12 protein-coding genes and 3 pseudogenes are annotated in these 14,581 nt (G+C 61.4%); 5 read left to right on the top strand and 10 right to left on the bottom strand.

Translation table 11 applies throughout. From position 1 onward, the window contains the following. Position 1: 1 nt before the first annotated feature. From F9K07_RS29440 to F9K07_RS29435, 3 genes and pseudogenes are all read left to right on the top strand, one after another. On the top strand, positions 2-1,186 hold the full coding sequence (locus F9K07_RS29440) for an MFS transporter (protein ID WP_159597176.1): 1,185 nt from the start codon (positions 2-4) through the stop codon (positions 1,184-1,186). A 224-nt stretch (positions 1,187-1,410) separates the two neighbouring features. Beyond that, positions 1,411-1,467: pseudogene (locus F9K07_RS32220) on the top strand (hypothetical protein); the annotation flags it as partial. 102 nt (positions 1,468-1,569) lie between these two features. After that, entirely contained in the window at positions 1,570-2,445 is an 876-nt protein-coding gene (locus F9K07_RS29435) for a DUF4113 domain-containing protein (RefSeq protein WP_236582114.1), read from the top strand. Here the strand turns inward: F9K07_RS29435 and F9K07_RS29430 are convergent. From F9K07_RS29430 to F9K07_RS29390, 8 genes and pseudogenes are all read right to left on the bottom strand, one after another. Continuing rightward, positions 2,408-2,683: pseudogene (locus F9K07_RS29430) on the bottom strand (IS3 family transposase); the annotation flags it as partial. The gene F9K07_RS29435 and the pseudogene F9K07_RS29430 sit on opposite strands and share 38 nt — an antisense overlap. Positions 2,684-2,687: 4 nt before the next feature. After that, positions 2,688-4,064, bottom strand: a complete 1,377-nt coding sequence (locus F9K07_RS29425; protein WP_159597175.1) for an IS30 family transposase — start codon at positions 4,062-4,064, stop codon at positions 2,688-2,690. Between the two features lie 67 nt (positions 4,065-4,131). Then, a pseudogene (locus F9K07_RS32340) lies at positions 4,132-5,018 on the bottom strand (IS3 family transposase); the annotation flags it as partial. Between the two features lie 23 nt (positions 5,019-5,041). Beyond that, positions 5,042-6,136: a hypothetical protein gene (locus F9K07_RS29410; protein WP_159597173.1), complete on the bottom strand. Its 1,095-nt coding sequence runs from the start codon at positions 6,134-6,136 to the stop codon at positions 5,042-5,044. A gap of 160 nt (positions 6,137-6,296) precedes the next feature. Further along, complete coding sequence (locus F9K07_RS29405; protein WP_159597172.1) at positions 6,297-6,608, bottom strand: hypothetical protein; 312 nt, start codon at positions 6,606-6,608, stop codon at positions 6,297-6,299. A 97-nt stretch (positions 6,609-6,705) separates the two neighbouring features. Beyond that, positions 6,706-6,987: a hypothetical protein gene (locus F9K07_RS29400; RefSeq protein WP_236582113.1), complete on the bottom strand. Its 282-nt coding sequence runs from the start codon at positions 6,985-6,987 to the stop codon at positions 6,706-6,708. 53 nt (positions 6,988-7,040) lie between these two features. Continuing rightward, positions 7,041-7,697: a hypothetical protein gene (locus tag F9K07_RS29395; protein WP_159597171.1), complete on the bottom strand. Its 657-nt coding sequence runs from the start codon at positions 7,695-7,697 to the stop codon at positions 7,041-7,043. Between the two features lie 23 nt (positions 7,698-7,720). Next, positions 7,721-8,668 carry a hypothetical protein gene (locus F9K07_RS29390; protein ID WP_159597170.1) on the bottom strand — a complete coding sequence of 316 codons (948 nt, stop codon included), beginning with the start codon at positions 8,666-8,668 and terminating at the stop codon, positions 7,721-7,723. 810 nt (positions 8,669-9,478) lie between these two features. Between F9K07_RS29390 and F9K07_RS29385 the strand changes: the two genes are divergently transcribed. Beyond that, a complete protein-coding gene (locus F9K07_RS29385) occupies positions 9,479-10,168 on the top strand; it encodes a hypothetical protein (protein ID WP_159597169.1) in 690 nt (229 codons plus the stop codon). After that, positions 10,165-12,054: a site-specific integrase gene (locus F9K07_RS29380; RefSeq protein ID WP_159597168.1), complete on the top strand. Its 1,890-nt coding sequence runs from the start codon at positions 10,165-10,167 to the stop codon at positions 12,052-12,054. The genes F9K07_RS29385 and F9K07_RS29380 overlap by 4 nt, the downstream gene beginning before the upstream one ends. 291 nt (positions 12,055-12,345) lie before the next feature. On the opposite strand, the gene F9K07_RS29375 is transcribed toward F9K07_RS29380, so the two are convergent. Together F9K07_RS29375 and F9K07_RS29370 are read right to left on the bottom strand one after the other, a co-directional pair. After that, a complete protein-coding gene (locus F9K07_RS29375; protein ID WP_159597167.1) occupies positions 12,346-13,368 on the bottom strand; it encodes a ParB/RepB/Spo0J family partition protein in 1,023 nt (340 codons plus the stop codon). Between the two features lie 4 nt (positions 13,369-13,372). Next, the gene (locus F9K07_RS29370; protein WP_159597166.1) at positions 13,373-14,581 is read right to left on the bottom strand and encodes a ParA family protein; all 1,209 of its coding nucleotides are present in this window, start codon (positions 14,579-14,581) and stop codon (positions 13,373-13,375) included.

Here is a 14,581-nt window from a genome sequence, read left to right as displayed (position 1 = left end):
GATGGCCTCCGCGAGCAACGTCGGCACCGTCGCGGCGCTGGGGACTGCCCAGACCTTGGCATGGGCCTCCACCTACTATCTGCCGGCAATGCTGGCAGTACCTATGGCACGCGACCTCGGCGTGAATACGCCCACGGTGTTTGCAGCGTTCTCGGTTGCTCTGGGTGTCTCCGCACTGGTCGGTCCATGGGCCGGGCGCGCCATCGATCTCCACGGCGGGCGCCCGGTGCTGATGGGCACCAGCTTGTTCTTTGCGATCGGGCTCGTTGCACTCGGCGCATCACAAGGCGTCTGGTCGCTGTTCGCCGCCTGGATGTTGATCGGTCTGGCCATGGGCAGCGGTCTGTACGAAGCCGCGTTTTCGGCTTTGGTTAGGCTGTATGGTCACGGGTCGCGAAGCGCCATCACCGGGATCACGCTGATCGCGGGTTTCGCCAGCACGGTGGGCTGGCCTCTGTCGACATTGCTCGAAGCCCAGTTCGGCTGGCGAGGTGCTTGCTTCGCATGGGCCGGTCTTCATCTGGTGTTCGGGTTGCCGTTGAACGCTGCACTGCCGCGCGTCGCCGTGGTGGCGCCATCCGATTCAAAGAAGCCTTTGGACATTGACGCCGTGCCGCAGTCCGCAGTCCGTGCACGTGTCACCACGGCATTGCTGGCCTTCGTCTTTGCCACCACCTGGTTCATCAGCACCGCGATGGCGGCGCATCTTCCCAGTCTGCTGCAAGCCAGTGGCGCAAGCCTGGCCGTTGCGGTGGGCGTGGGCGCTCTGATCGGTCCTGCACAAGTGGCCGGCCGGCTGCTCGAATTCGGTTTCCTACGCCATGTGCACCCGCTGTTGTCGGCGCGGCTCGCGTCGCTAGGGCATCCGGTCGGCGTGGTGGCGCTACTCATCGCCGGACCAGTGCTAGCCCCGCTCTTCGCCGTTCTGCACGGTGCAGGCAACGGCATTCTCACCATCGCCAAAGGCACGCTACCGTTGGTGCTGTTCGGACCTCAGGGCTATGGCCTGCGACAAGGGTGGCTAATGTTGCCGGCGCGCGTGGCGCAGGCGTTGGCGCCGTTCCTTTTCGGATTGGCGTTGGTGCGATGGGGGGCAGGAGCACTTTTGTTGTCGGCGGGTCTGGGCATCATGGCCCTGCTTGCGCTTTTGGCCCTACCAGGTGAAACGCCAAGATCGAATCGGTAAGATCACCCGATTTCAGGCATCCTGAAGCCAGTGACGATCACCACATTGCACATCTTCGCAAGACACAACTCGCGGATTGTGTCCGGCGGATAAAGCCAGGTGCAACTAGCACAACATCCCGTAAATAGCTTAAATGAGCGACCGAATGTTGTCACTGCCTGCGGGGTTAGGGCCAACCCTCGGAGAGCTATTCCATTCACGAAGGATTCATAGGCCTGGATGGTGTGAGGGGTGACCTGGTGCGTCACGCACGCATCGTGTGCGAGCGAATTCTTCGTTGGACAGGAATTCCTTGCTGCGTGGGGATCGGGCCAACGAAAACGCTGGCTAAGCTGGCGAACCACATCGCAAAGACTGCAGAGCGTAAGCCGGGCAGCTATCCCATGGATCTGGCGCAGATTTACAACCTCGCAGCCCTTCCCTCGTCTGACCTCGACGCCTTGCTGCGAACCACGGATGTCAGTGAGGTATGGGGCGTGAGACCGCGCATCGGAAAGCAACTGAAGGAAGGCGAAATTCAGACCGTCCTCGACTTTGTCCGAATGGATCCAGCCACGGTACGGCGCCGCTGGGGCGTGTCTTTGGAACGCACGCTTCGCGAACTGCAAGGACTGCAGTGCATCGAGCTCGACAGCGCACCGGGGCCCAAAAAACAGATCGCTTGCACTCGCTCCTTTGGGAAGCCTATACACGAGTTGCCACCGCTGATCGAAGCAGTGAGCGAGTTCGCTGGTAGAGCGGCAGAGAAGCTGCGGGCACAGGACAGCGTCGCGACCGAAATGCTCGAGTTCGTGCACACCTCTCCCCACAGGGCCGGTCCACAGCTATCACGCAGCATCGTCGTGCAGCTTCCGAAACCCACCGCAGATACTCTCGCACTGGTGCAGGCAGCGGCTGACGGCATGCGATGCATGTACGCGCCTGGCTACCGTTTCAGCAAGGCCGGGGTAATCCTTGTGGATCTTCTGCCAGCGTCGATGCAGCAGGGAAACCTGGACTTCGATGCGCCGGCCGAACCTGCGCACAACGGTGCGCGCGAGCGCCTCATGGTGGCAATGGATGCGATCAATGGGCGCTTTGGCAAGGGTAGTGTGCACTCCGCCTCTACTGGCAAGGCTGGCCCGCCGCGCGAATGGGACATGAAGCAAGAGCGGCGCACACCGCAGTACACGACGCGATTTGAGGACATCTGGGCTTCCCCCAGTTTCCCGGACGGTTTGCTTAGCCCATCAAGCCTTGCTCAAAGTCAACTGGGCTGAGGAAGTCTAGCTTTGAGTGTTTGCGCACCGGGTTGTAGAAGCGCTCGATGTAATCGAACACATCGGACCTGGCCTCTTCCCTTGTCCTGTAGACCTTGCGGCTGAGCCTCTCGGTCTTCATGGATGAGAAGAAGCTCTCCATCGCGGCGTTGTCCCAGCATTCACCGCGACGGCTCATGCTGCAGGTGATGCCCTGTGCCTTGAGCAGTTGCTGGAAGTCGTCGCTGGTGTACTGGGCGGATTCAACCGGTCGTCGCAACACCGGGTTGTCGAACGGATTTTAGGTACTCGTTCAAAGTCTCAGCTGGTGTCTTCCAGCCCAGCGTTTTACGCGGCCTGTTGTTCAAGGTCCGGGCCACGGCTTGAATCTCCTGCTCGCTCCACCGTGACAGGTCAGTGCCTTTCGGGAAGTACTGGCGCAACAGCCCGTTCGTGTTCTCGTTCGTGCCGCGCTGCCATGGACTGTGAGGATCGGCAAAGAAGACCTTCACTCCGGACTCAATGGTGAATCGAGCATGGTCGGACAGTTCCTTGCCACGATCCCACGTCAGTGATTGCCACAACTGGGCAGGTAGCGTGGTCACGATTCTCTTGAGCGCGTTGGCCATGGTGATTGCCCCGTAACCCGCTAGCGCGGGGCCATTCTTCGTCCGGGGAGTCAGTCCATAGCCTGCCTCGCGAGGCAAGTGCACGAGCATGGTGAAGCGGCTCGACCGCTCCACCAGCGTCCCAATTGCGGACCTGTCCAGGCCGATGATCAAATCCCCTTCCCAATGTCCAGGCACGGCACGGTCTTTTGCCTCTGCAGGTCGACTGGAGATCATCACCTCCTCGCTGACATGAGCCCATGCTTTGGCCTGGGCCCTGGCCCGTGGCACGCGCAACGCACGCCCTGTACGCAGATAGCCCACCAGCTCGCGCTTGAGGGCGCCTCTGCCCTGGATATAGAGGGCCTGGTAGATGGCTTCGTGAGAAATGCGCATGGACGAATCATCCTGGAAGTCGACCTGCAGCCGGTTCGCAATCTGCTCCGGCGACCAGCCATTGACCCATTTGCGGTCACTACGATGAGGCTTGTTGCGGCCGAGAAACGCAGCTTGCACAGGCCCTGCAACTTCGCGACCTTGAGCATCAAGGATGTTGCCCTCCAAGCGGTCTTGGACATATTGGCGCAGAAGCGGGTTCACCACCAGCTTGGCTGGCTTGGGCCTTCTGGCCACCAGCTCGGACTTCCACTGAGCGACCGAAGCTCGATACTCGAGCTTGCCACCGCGGGTGGCCGCGTTGCGCGTCAACTCCCTCGAGACCGTTGACGGGCTTCGTCCCAGACGGCGAGCTATCTCCCGTACCCCGACGTCTTGAGCTCGCAGAAGCGCGATCTCTTCTCGTTCCGCGAAGGACAGATACCTCACGGACACAGACTTTGATAAGAACAATGGCATGCCACCACGATGCCGGAACCAGCGTGTGCCTACGGGCTGCGACACGCCAACAGCTTCGGCTGCCCTCTCACTCGTGATTCCGCTCGCGATCTGCTGCCAGAACTGCCGCTCCACTTCGCGCCGATGCGATGGCGCGCCAGGTGATCGCATCGCCGATCGCCCCGTTAACTCTTGCATCCAGCCCGCTGGTCTTCCCATAACACCTCCATGATTGAAGGTGTTGCGACGACCGATTGAATCCGCCCTGACTGCCCTGGTCCGAGTGGTGCATCAGCGCGCTGGGTTTGCCGCGCCGCCAAAGAGCCATCAACAAAGCGTCGCTCACCATCTTGGCCTGCATGGTGTCGCTCATCGACCACCCCACGATGCGGCGTGAGTACAGGTCCATCACCGCTGCCGCATACAGCCAGCCCTCGGCCGTCCAGATGTAGGTGAAGTCGGCCACCCACTTCTGGTTCGGACCACTGGCCTGGAAGTCGCGCTGCAGATGGTTGGGGGCGATGTGGTTCTCAAGCCTGCTGCCCGTATCGCCAGGCAGCCTGCGACGCTTGTGGCGGGCTTGCAGCTTGGCCAGATGCATCAGCCGGATGACCCGGTTCATCCCGCAACTCTCGCCCAGCGCTCGAAGGTCGTGCCAGACGCGTGGACTGCCGTAGGTGCGGTCGCTGAGCTCGAAGCTCTCTCGGATGAGCCGGGTGAGCCTGGCGTCGTCCTGGCTGCGCTGACTCGGCGCTCTGTCCATCCATTCATAGAAGCCGCTGTGGGAGACCGCCAGAACCCGGCACATGGTGCGGGTGGGCCAGACACTACGATGCCGCGCGATGAAGCCGTACTTCACTGCGGGTCCTTTGCAAAGTAGCCGAGCGCTTTTTTTAGGATGTCGCGCTCCGTGGTCACGCGGCGCAGTTCGCGTTGCAACCGCTCCACCTCGGTGGCGGCCTCACTGCGAAGCGGCCGGTTCGGCCTGAGGTCCAACACCCCGCCACGCTCCTGGGTGACCCAACGCCTGAGCACACTGGTCTGAATACCCAGGTCCCGTGCAATGTGCGTCACGGTGGCGCCTGGCTGCTTGCACAGCTTCACTGCTTCACGTTTGAACTCGTCCGTGAAGCTCCTTCGGGTTCTTGTCATGCCTATCTCCTGAACACATCATGTCATTGGATGTGTCCGGGAAACTGGGGGAAGCCCAAATGGTTCTTCAGCTCATTGGCCAATTCCTTGCTGCGCCCACCTTCGTTGGCCAGCTCCAGGTACTGGATCACGGGGCTGGCAAAGAAGCCATGTCGATCGGGCAATTGGAGTCGATGCTGCAGGGCGAAGTCTTCGCATTCGTGGAGCGTGACGTTGAACCCCTTGTCGGCTCTTTTCAGCTCAAGATCCTCGGCGAAGGCCTCGGCCATACCCACGGGGACGATGATGTCGAAACCGTTGACCGCTGTCAGAAGAGGTGTGACGCAGTTGGCCGCATACTGGCCTGTTAAGGCCCATTCATCGTGGTCTTGGAGCAATCGCGATACCAGGCGCAACGCCAAGTTTCCAGGGTTTTGGGCGAACGCGAACCAGCGCGTCTTGCGCCGTTTTCCCTCTGCCCAGTGGTTCGCCCATGCATCAAGAAGTGCATCAGGCTGGACCAGCTGGCGGCGCACGTTGCGACCGCTCCCTTCGCTTTGCACCATGCCGCGTTTCTCCAGCTCGCGCAGGAGTACGGAGACAGTATTGGGGCTCGCACGGGAATCTTTCGCCAACTCGACGCCGGTGCGCCATTTATCCCACCCCAACAGCAGGGAATGCAGCACTCTCGCCCGCTCAGGCGTAAAGACAGTGCCGACCTCACGCCAAAGGGGCTTGATCGGGGGCCTGTCGATGAGGATGTGGTGACGGCCTAGCTTGAGACTGATGCTTCCACTGCTGTCGAAGTAGCCGATGTCCAAGGCCTCCAGGGACTTTCGTGCTCCTTCGCTCAGCGACTCGGCCCAGACCATCTTTTGATCAATGGTGCTGTCCTCTCTCTCCAGCCCTTCCAGTTGCACACGTGCCCACTCGATGTCGCGGGGGAACGCGTTCTTTTTGACTTCAACCACCACTTTGACTCTCACACCATCAACGGGGATGCTCAAGACCAGGTCTGCGGCGCCGGTACCGAAACTTGGCTCATGCTCGGCCTCGATGCCATCGATATTGAGTCGATCGCGCAGGACGGCCGTGAACTCGGTAAGGAGCTTGTCGGCAAGTCGTCGCTCAGGATGCATGTTCTAAGTGGGTTTATACGCTGTACAGCGTATGATGGCATTTGAGAATATGATATCTCAAAATGGGTTTATACGCTGTACAGCGTATGATGCGAGCAACAGTCGCTTCGCCGCAGACGTTCCCACGGCCCAGGGACTGTCTGGCCACCGGGAGTGCAATTCAGGGCTCGAAGGTGATCTGAGTCGGAGGCCTGGTCTCGTCAAAGACGGCAAACAGGTCGACATCCGAGAGGCGATATTGACCACCAGGTCCGCCGAATACGCAGTAGTCCCCAATTGGGCCGATGCAGACGGCGAACAGTGCACCCTCTTTACCCTGCCCGTGGTACTTGGAACTTGGCCGAATGCGGGCCATCAGCTTTTGACCCTGGTCGGTGAGGACAGCCTGCCTCGCCTCGATGGCCGCGAACTCTTTGCGCAACAGATCACGATCAATGACTCGCAACGGTGAAGGAGTCAGATCAGATTCCATGAGTCTTCCTTTTCGAATGCCGTGACCGGACAGCTAAAGCCGAAGCGTTTTAGAGCGATTGGCTGGACCTAAGGCGCCAGAGCAGCGCTGCGCTCCCTCAGCCGCCTTGCCGGATCAATTTTCGGCCATTTTCAAACCAGTTCCGTGCCTCATCGACGTTCCCACAGTCGAGGGCAGAAATCACCTGAGCAAGCCCAAGCGTCAGGTCCTTCTTGGAAAGATGGCCTGCTTTGTAGTCATCCAGCACGTGACTCAGAAATGCGTCCATGTTGTCGTGGTCGCGGTTGGTAAGTTGGGAACCTTTCGGCATCGCAGTCGCTTTCACTTTAAGAGTGCGGAAATTGAGTGAAGTGGCACAGAGCATGAGTTGGGCCACCATCGTCCAAAGGTAGCAGCCTGCCAAATCATGTCAAGGTGAGGCGGGATGCGCGCTCAGGCGTTTTCCCAAAGCGCCTGCAGCCCGGGTACATCCAAGGGCGTTTGGGATTCGGGCGGAACACCGCGGTGGATGTGAGCGTCCCGGCGCCCTTCGAACACCACGAAGTTTCTGCCAACGCAGTCCGGAACATTGGATAAGTAGGTCGCACCCACCAGAGGCAAGATCGAATTGCCGTCGCCCGGCACGATCAGTTGATCATGGACCCACAAAGTGAGTTTTCGCCATTTGTCGATGCGAGGCACTGGGCGGCCAATCGCTATTGCGGCGGCCCTGGCGATATCCGGCGATTCGAGATCGACGAACACGATTGGCTGCTTGGTCGTGTGCACCGCCGTCATAGGTGGGGGTTTGAGGGCCCGGCCGGTGACTAGATCCATCGGCTCAGGCTCGATTGAGATGTCGTTGAGACCATCTGCATCCTTGGTCGGTCGCAGAATTCGCGCCTCGAACCCCGCCGTCACCAGGGAGTCCGCCAGGTACAGCAGGCCATAGGCAGAACTGTCAGGCAGTGGTGGGTCCACCCTGCCCTTGCGGTGAGGCTCCGGCGCCACGGACCAGTCCGCATCAACGTGGCGGTAAATGCGGTACAGCCTGGCGTCGGCTGGCAAGGCAAAGCCTGGGAGCGGCCCGAAACGGGTCGGGATCTCCATCCCCGTCGCCTGCGTGTACCAGCTCACGCACTGGCCCTAAGCATGTCCTCCTCGGCCAGCGCGAGGAAAATGGCCTGACGCTCGCTCTGTTCCAGATCGAGCAGGCTCGGATCAGAAATCCGGTTGAGCAGAAATTCCACGCCCGTGCTGCCGCCCAAATCCTGGTGGCGCGTGCGCAGGAAGTGCCAGTAGAACGTCATGTCCTGCCCGTGGGAGCGGTACATGGCTATCGCGAGCTGGTGCAACTCCTGATTGAGCCGTGGGCTGAGCTGGAAACTGGGGAAGCCACGTTTCCTCACCCGCTTGGGGGGCAGCACCGAGATGAGGAGGCCCGCCTTCTCGCGGTTGTAGACCGTCTGGTCTGTGGCGCCCATGCGCTGCGCAAAGGTCTTCGCGTCGAGCAGCTCATTGGGATCGTCTGCAGGGGCAATGACATCTGGCGACGTCTTGTCCTGCTGCACCAGTTCGCCCAGCAGCGCATGCAGCCGCTTGAAAGTGGCCAGGTGGACGAAACGCGCTTGGTTTTCGTCACGGGGCTTGTCGTCGTCAGCGAACGCCAGATCCTCCACTTCCAGAGCCAGGGGGCGTTGTGAGAGTGGGTCGTGGCGCGAGCCGCCATAGAAGACGTTCCCTTGGAACAAGGCCTCATACAGGTCCCTTTGTAGAAGTGGATCGTGCTGCTGCGCTAATAGTGCCACGGCCGATTCGTACTCGCTTGAGAGCTTGGGCAGCGATGCGCCGACCAGGTGTCGCCCGATCTTGTCCAGCACCCCGAGCGTGGCCAAGGTTTGACTGGAGACCATCACGAAGGTGTGAGCGCGCGACTCTTTCAACGCGCTTTCGAACACGTCGCTGACCGCTTCCGCCGTCTCGCGCGCGATTCGTTTCTGGTGCGCCTCGAGGTGGGCGGCCGCAGCGGCCCGATCTGCCTCATGGTTGGGCAGGGAGATGAGGATCTGCTGGTACTCCATGGAAGGGTCCTTTAGGGCTGGTGCAGGCGGGTGGGCTTGGGCGGGTGTGACGCGCCCGGGCCTGGCGGTGGCCCTGTCACCGCGGGTGTGTCCATTGTGCGCCTGCCGGGCATTTAAGCCAAGTAAGCCAAAGCATTTTATTCTTTATTTATAAAACGCGGATCACCAACTATTACTAGCAAGCCGCACTGGAAGGTCTGCATGAAGCCGGGAGGTCCTCGAAGCACCGGGCCTCCCCATCACCTGCGTCGCGGGGCAGCATCTGGATTGATATGGTCGAGATTGCGCACCCGGCGGCTCAAGCTACCCACCGAGCGCCAAAAAACGCACAGGCCACTGCCCGCGCCCAATTCACGTGGTGCGCTCTCAGCGCGCACTCGCGTCGGACTGAGCAGAAACGCGACCGCTGGCTACGCTACACCCCATGAGGTGCTCGTACATCCAGCCCATTCATCAGAAACGGCATGCCAGCCGTCGACACCTGGGCACCCTTCGAAAGTGAGAGGTCCAAACGGGGCACGTGAGAGATGCACACTTGGCACGCTGGTCATGGACTTCTTGCACGAGGTGCTGTAGTTCGACGCGCCATGCTATCTCGACGCCGAGCATCACATTGTCGGCAGCTACCGTGCACCCGTACGCATCCAAGATCAATCGCACAACATTTGCGCGTTCCATGAACGCCCCATATTCATTCGACAACAATTTGGGGAGCTTAGGTTAAGATTATTTGCATAATCTCTACCTCAAATCGTGCAGCCTGAATCCGCGTCAGACACCGCCTCCAACCCACCGACCCGAAAATCTCCAATGGCGACAAGCACTTACCCAGGCCTCCCCGCCGACTTCAAGTCGCGCCACAAGCCCAGCGCCGACCTGGTGGAACGCCATGCCACCACCGCCAAGTACCACGGCGGGGCCTCTTTCAAGTCCAAAGCCTCTGCCGCCAAGCGCTCGGCGACGACGCTGCGCAAGACCGCAGACGAGCTGAAAGACACCGTGAGCGCGGCCGATCTCCAGGCCCTGCAGCGGGCCGCCCAGGTACTGGATCGACAGGCCGAAGATCTGGCCGTGTTCGCGCGCTGGGCGGATCAGTACAAGGACTTCAGTGACCAGCGCCGGCTCGAGGACGACACCGCCAGTGCCCGAGCGCTGGCCCAGGCACGTTGGGGCGATGACCCCGCGGCACACCAGCTCGACCGACAACTCATGGACGAGTGCGACAGCCTCATCGGCGGAGAGAAGCTCGGGCTGTTCGTCCTGAAAAACTACCCGCGTTTTGCCGGTGTGAAGCCTGAGAACTTCATGCTGAGCGGGTACCGGTCCACACGCCTGGATGGGGCCGACGAGCGCACCAACACAGCCCACTGCATCATTTCCATTGACGCGCGCAGCAGCCGCTACGAGCGCGCCAGTGGCGAGTCCATGGCCATGATCGGGCGCGACATTTTTGATGCCTACGTCGCGCACCGCCGCGCCGAAAAGGCCAATCTGAAATGAGCCGCGCGCGCATCGGTCCCCACCACTTGGCGTATTTGCGCGCCGTCGCCGACGGCCTGGAGGTGCTGGCCTGCGCGCGCACCTACCTGGGCATTGAGGATCCGCGCGAGGCGCAAATCGCCCACAACGAGCTCAGCGCCCAGCTGCGCCTGGCGGCCAAACAAGCGGGCGAGCGCCACCACCGGCTCATCGGCATTCGCATCCGCGAGAAGACCCGCCAAGCACCCACCCAGGCCAAACGCCCTACCCTGTCCGAGTTCATCGAGGCACGCAACCTGGACGGCTGGAGCGAGGCCGAGCAGCTGGAGCTCTATGAGGCCGAGTACCCGCCGGCGCCGCAAGCTTCAACCGCCTACGCAACGCTGCAGCGGCGCGAGCGCAGCCGCCAGCGCGTGGTCGAAATCCTTCGGCGGCTGGAAGTCGACGGGCGCACCACCGCGCAGCCGCGCCCGACCGATGAAGTGGATGCGTGGTTTGCCGATCACCTGGCGCAGCGCCTGGTGCGCGCGGGCTACGTCAACTTGCAGCAGCTGGCCGATCGTGTGCGCCAGGGGGGTCAGTGGTACAGCGGCATCACGGCCGTGGGCCGCACGAAGGCCGTTCACATTGCACAGCAGCTCGAAGCCATCCTGCCGGGCAGCACGCGCCGGCGCTCGATGGGCTTTGCGGCGCCGACGCAGGCGTTGATCGGTTTGCCCGAAAGCCGCACGAAAGCGCTGGTCGATCGACCCGAAAACCGGGCCCAAATCCGACCTGGCAACCAACCTGAAAGCCCATCGGGAAACGGCCTGCTCCCGCCCTCCTCCGATTTGAACACCGCATGGCGCGCGGACAACATCGGCGCGATCGGCACCGACCCGCAAGCGCTGGCCACCTGGGCAGAGGCCTGCGCGGGCTCGCAAGCGACCCGCAAATCCTACCTTCGCGAGGGCCGCCGGCTGCTGCTGTGGATGCAGATCGAGCGTGCGGGACGGCGCCTTCTGGACTTCAAGCTCGACGACGCCCAGGCCTATCGGACCTTCCTTGCGTACGTGCCGGATGGCTGGATTTCTCGCGCCAAGGCGTCTCCTGCCCAGGAAGGCTGGACGCCCTTCAAGGGGCAGCTGAGCGCGGCGAGCCAGCGGCAAGCGATGACAATCCTGGCCAGCTGGTTCGATTGGCTGTGCAACGCCGAGTACTTGCGCGCCAACCCGTGGAAGCTCGTAAAGAAGACCGGCCAAAGCATGGCTTCGACCCAAGACAGCCGCGCCCTGGACACCAAAGCGATATCGCTCAAGGCCATGGGTGAGATCGGGGCCTTCATCGAGCGCCAGGCGCCCTCCCCTGCCCGCGCGCGTGCTCGGTTCGTGGTCGCCTTCCTGTCAACCACGGGTCTGCGCAGTGCCGAGCTGCTGGCCGCGAAGATCTCCGACATCCGGGTGGAGCCTGAAGGGGTTTTCTTGCGGGTGGTGGGCAAGGGAAAGAAAGCGCGCGACGTGATGCTGGTCGACGTGGCGCTCAACGTCCTGGACGACTATTTGGCCAGCCGCGGCCTGGAGAGTCTTGATGTTGCGCCGGGCAATGCTCCAGTGCTGGCCAGCCTGGCTGACCCGATGAAGCCGGTAAGTTACCAGACCCTCTACAAGACCACCCGAGCTTGGCTCTCTCGAGCTGTCACGACCTCCGCCCTATCGGCAGCTGAGCAAAGCCGCCTGCAGGGTGCTTCGACGCACTGGCTGCGACATACCTTCGGGACGACCTCAGTGGCGCTGGGCACGCCCTACGATGTCGTCCAGCAGCAACTCGGACACTCGCGCATCGATACCACAATGTCCATTTACAGCCGTGCGCCACTTCAGCGTCGGGCTGCAGAGCTACAGCGAGCATGGGCGAAGGTTACTGAATAACCCCCTCTTCACCGACACCGAGTTCGTTCTGTCCAGAACCTGCCCGCTCCTGATCATTGGGCTCGTCGCCGCCAATGGCTGACCACAGCTTTGAAAGCTGACAAATCTCTCCAATTCGTCTTGGCATAGGCAAAGAGGATCCGGCTGGTCCTGCCGAAGGTCAGGAGGGGTTGAACCGTTCAACCCCTCCTGCTCGGCAAATGATTCCCGCCGACACCATGGCCGACGCCTCCTAGGCCAAAAAAAGGGGGTTGAACGGTTCAACCCCCTTTCCTATCTAGGTTCGACGCCCTACTTTGTCGCCTTTGTAGTGTTGGCGATAAACGCATCAACCAGTTCGCTCAAGGCCTTCAACTGATCAGGCCCAACGACGGTTGCGGCGAACGAAACGGTCGCCCTCCCCTTTCCGTCAAACGTGATCGAGGCAGCTTCCTTGCCGTTACGCTGGATGACGATCGGGGGGGGTTGAACCGTTCTACCCCCCTCCCCTTCGGCAGCAAGCAGCATCTCGAGGACGTCTTTCGCTGACCGGTTAGCACCGAGAGCCTTCGCCATATTTGCCCGCGCAACAAGTCCCGATAGATCGCGCTCCAGGGAGTCAGCCAGAGGCTTCGCCCAGCGAAATTGAAGATCGAGCGGCGATGCAAACGCATCGACAACCTCGCGTGGAAGCTTGGCCAACGAGATGGCCTTGCCCACCTGACCGAGGTCGACACCGACCTGTTCTGCAAGTTTGCGACTCGAGGGGAAAAGCCCCTTCTCCAGCGCACGCTGGTACATCATCCCCTGCTCCCACGCGCTGAGATTTTTGCGGCTGCGGTTCTCCCTATCCATCTGCACGAAAAGATCGACTTCGCCGAGGTTGTCGATCACCGCAAGCACCGGCAGACCAAGTTCCAGGCATGCTCGGTGACGTCGGTGGCCGAAGACGATCTCGAACTCGTACTCACCCCCCGGTTTGTTTACTCGGACCTTGATCGGCTGGACGTTGCCGCCGGCTGAAGCGATCTCCTGCTTGAGCTCCAGGAAGTCCGCACCGGTGAAGTTGGCTTGGTCGCGATTGGCCCACGTACTCCAGCCGACCAACTTCGGGTCCAGGAGCCGCGTCGCCTTTGCGCCCTCCCACTGGTTCAGCTCGTCGCGAAGACGATCGTTCTCACGCTGCGCATCCGACTCGCGCGCCAGATGAACCATCAGAGCACCGGGGCCGGTGCGCGGCGTAGGAGCCGCCACTGGTGCCGGCGCCGGCGCAGAACCCGCAGGCCCGATCGCTGCCAAAGCGCGATCCCTGAGGTTTGGCTTCTTCTGAGACATGGACTCAGCCCTCCTTTTTGATGACCGCGGAGACAACGTCCGCGGAATGAGCCCAGACGCCTGCCACCTGCTGCTCGACATAGTCGACCAGGCTCTCATAGGCATCACGAGCGCGTTTGAGTGTCTTTGCTTGGACGGACGAAGGGCCGAGGTCGTAGACAGTACCGAACTCGGCGCTTGCGCTGGCAGCGACCGAGGTCTTCGGGATCTCGACCGGGATGACATGCCGGCCGTAAGCAGACCCAATCCACTGGCGAACCGCGACGCTGACCGCGTCGGCGCGATCGACGCGTGAGAGGACCACGTCTACGAAGGAAAACTTCTTGTCGTCGCCACCAGCCTTGAACAGCCCTCCGCACACTTCGGTGAAGAGGTTCCAAAATTGAGCCGAGCTGGCGAAGTCCAGCGCATTCGGTGGCAAAGGCATCACCACGCCATCTGCAGCGATCAGTGCGTTGATGGTGATGTAGGAGAGGGACGGGGGGGTGTCGATGATGATGATGTCGTACGCATCGCGCGCGGCAGTCAGACCGTCATCGAGCACACGCCAGAACGCGAACCCGCGCTCGGACTTCTGGCGTGATGGCAGCAAGAACTCAGCATTGAAGAGGAGGGGGGCAGCAGCCACCAAGTCGATCCCATCCCAGTAAGTTTTCTGGATCGCTGGCATTACCGAGTCGGCATCGCCTGCGCAGAGCGGAAGGATGGTGTCCGTCTCTTCGACTTCGGTGTCGGGAAGCACGCCGAAAAGCGTGGTGAGCGAGCCTTGGGGGTCACAGTCGATTACCAGCACTTTATGGCCCCGCAGCGAGAGGCCTTGCGCCAGCGCTGCAGCGGTGGTCGTCTTCGACACGCCACCCTTGAAGTTGGCCACGGTGATCACCGCGCCAGGCGCTTTTGCAGCGTCCCTCAGGCTCTCTACGCGGAAGGACTTGATACATTCGCGGGCCTCGGCCAAAGTCCACTCGCGACGGCCGCTGTCGTCCTTTGTGCCGCCGGACAGGTCACCCTTGCGCACCAGGTACTGCAGGCGGTTCTTGTCCACGCCACACAGCTCGGCTAGCTGCGTGCTGTTGTAAGTTGGCGCGCTTTTGCGCGCCTCAGGGGCGAGCATGGCGGTCCTCACCTGGCTGACCACGTGCAACGCGTTTGCACTGACAGCGTCAAGTTCTGAAATGCCGATTTCCGGAATAAGCGAGTGTGTTTTGTTCAT

Source organism: Hydrogenophaga sp. BPS33 (assembly GCF_009859475.1).
Taxonomy (GTDB): Bacteria; Pseudomonadota; Gammaproteobacteria; order Burkholderiales; family Burkholderiaceae_C; genus Hydrogenophaga.
The sequence above is the reverse complement of the archived record's forward strand: the minus strand, read 5'-3'. Positions and strand labels throughout refer to the sequence as shown.